Genomic DNA, 1,516 nt, shown 5'->3' with positions numbered 1-1,516 from the left:
AATTCTTCCTTCCCTTACCTCTGAACAGAAGAAGGCATTATGCATATGGATAAGAGACCTTCCACACGACAGATATGACTATTCCATCCGTTCCATACTGAAGAGAATCGGCATATCTAAGTCATCCTATTATTCAATACTCTCAGATGATAATTACGGCATGAAGGAAAGACAGGATGAGATTGATTTTGAATACATAAAAAAGGTCATTGATTATAAGGGATTCAGAAAAGGAACGCGCACTATCTATATGATGCTTCCTGATATATGTGGTGTTCATTTTGGAAGAAACAAGATTCTCAGACTGATGAGAAAATACAACTGCAAATGCGCCATCCGCGGGGAGCGTACTGAATTGAAAGCGAACAGGGAAAACTTGAAAAATAACAGGAAGCCAAACCTTCTTAAGAGAAGGTTCCGTCTGGCTAGACCGGGGGAAATACTGCTTACGGATGTCAGTTATCTGAAATACGGGCTAAACAGAACTGAATATCTGTCATGTGTAAAGGATGCAGTAAGCGGGCGAGTTGTGAGTCATATCACTTCTTCAGGCAATGATCTTAATCTGGCTATGGATACAATAGATACTCTTGATTATTCTCAAGATGCCATCTTCCATTCTGATCAGGGATCCCTTTATTTTAATGATTTATTTCAGGACAGGCTTAAGAAACTAGGATACAGACAGTCCATGTCACGCAGGGGAAACTGCTGGGATAATGCAAGCCAGGAATCCTTCTTCGGACATATGAAGGATGAGTGCGACCTGTCTGGCTGTTCCACTCCGGAAGAAGTGAAGGAAATGATAGATAATTATGTATACTACTACAATAATGAGCGTCCTCAGTGGACACGCAATAAGATGACACCTGCTGAATATGAAGACTATCTTAATTCATTATCTGATAATGAATATTCAGATTATCTTCAAAACGAACAGGAAAAGTATGATAAAATGATGAAAAAAGCGAGAGAAAAGGCGCTCAAGCGTGCAGTTGAGCTTGGCGCTCTGACAGAGGAGGATATGGAATTATATGGCTCAGGAAAGAAAGAAGAACAGGCAGCAGCAGACAGAGGCGCAAAGACTTGCACATAGAGATGCAGTTATTGAACATTCAGATAATAAGTTCGTTGCAGAACTTACAAAGAATATGGATGCATTCATCTATACAAAGGACTTCTATGTTGCACTGTATAAGCAGCTTGAAAGTGGAATGACATCAATCGAGGCTTATGAATCATTAGGGTTCGATACTAAGAAACTAGGAAAGAACTGCGCTCAGGCAGCAGCCAAGCGTGCAAGACAGAAAGCGAAGAACGGGGAGTTTGAACCAAAGGCTGAGAACTATGATGGAAGCATCCCTATTGAGGAAATGCCTGAAATGACTCTTGAAGAGAAGGTTGCATACCAGGAGGCTCGTATCAGATATCTTGAGGATTACGTAGAATTTCAAAAAAAAATGCCTTCCATACTGGAGGAGATATACTCATCCTACAGCGACAAGAAGTAAAGGAG

2 protein-coding genes are annotated in these 1,516 nt (G+C 40.8%); both read left to right on the top strand.

Features of this window, described 5'->3' with window-relative positions:
* On the top strand, positions 1–1,096 hold a 1,096-nt coding region (locus tag H8909_RS13055), incomplete at its 5' end, for an IS3 family transposase (protein WP_187013132.1).
* The gene (locus H8909_RS13050) at positions 1,035–1,511 is read left to right on the top strand and encodes a hypothetical protein (protein ID WP_006507209.1); all 477 of its coding nucleotides are present in this window, start codon (positions 1,035–1,037) and stop codon (positions 1,509–1,511) included. The genes H8909_RS13055 and H8909_RS13050, both read left to right, overlap by 62 nt.
* Positions 1,512–1,516: the final 5 nt, after the last annotated feature.

This window comes from Catenibacterium faecis (assembly GCF_014306455.1).
Taxonomy (GTDB): domain Bacteria; phylum Bacillota_I; class Bacilli_A; order Erysipelotrichales; family Coprobacillaceae; genus Catenibacterium; species Catenibacterium mitsuoka_A.
Note: the sequence above shows the minus strand (reverse complement) of the source record. Positions and strands in the feature narration are given on the sequence as shown.

Excerpts from the sequence above, each read along its gene's own strand:
- H8909_RS13050 (WP_006507209.1), top strand. The coding sequence starts at position 1,035 with ATGGCTCAGGAAAGAAAGAAGAACAGGCAGCAGCAGACAGAGGCGCAA.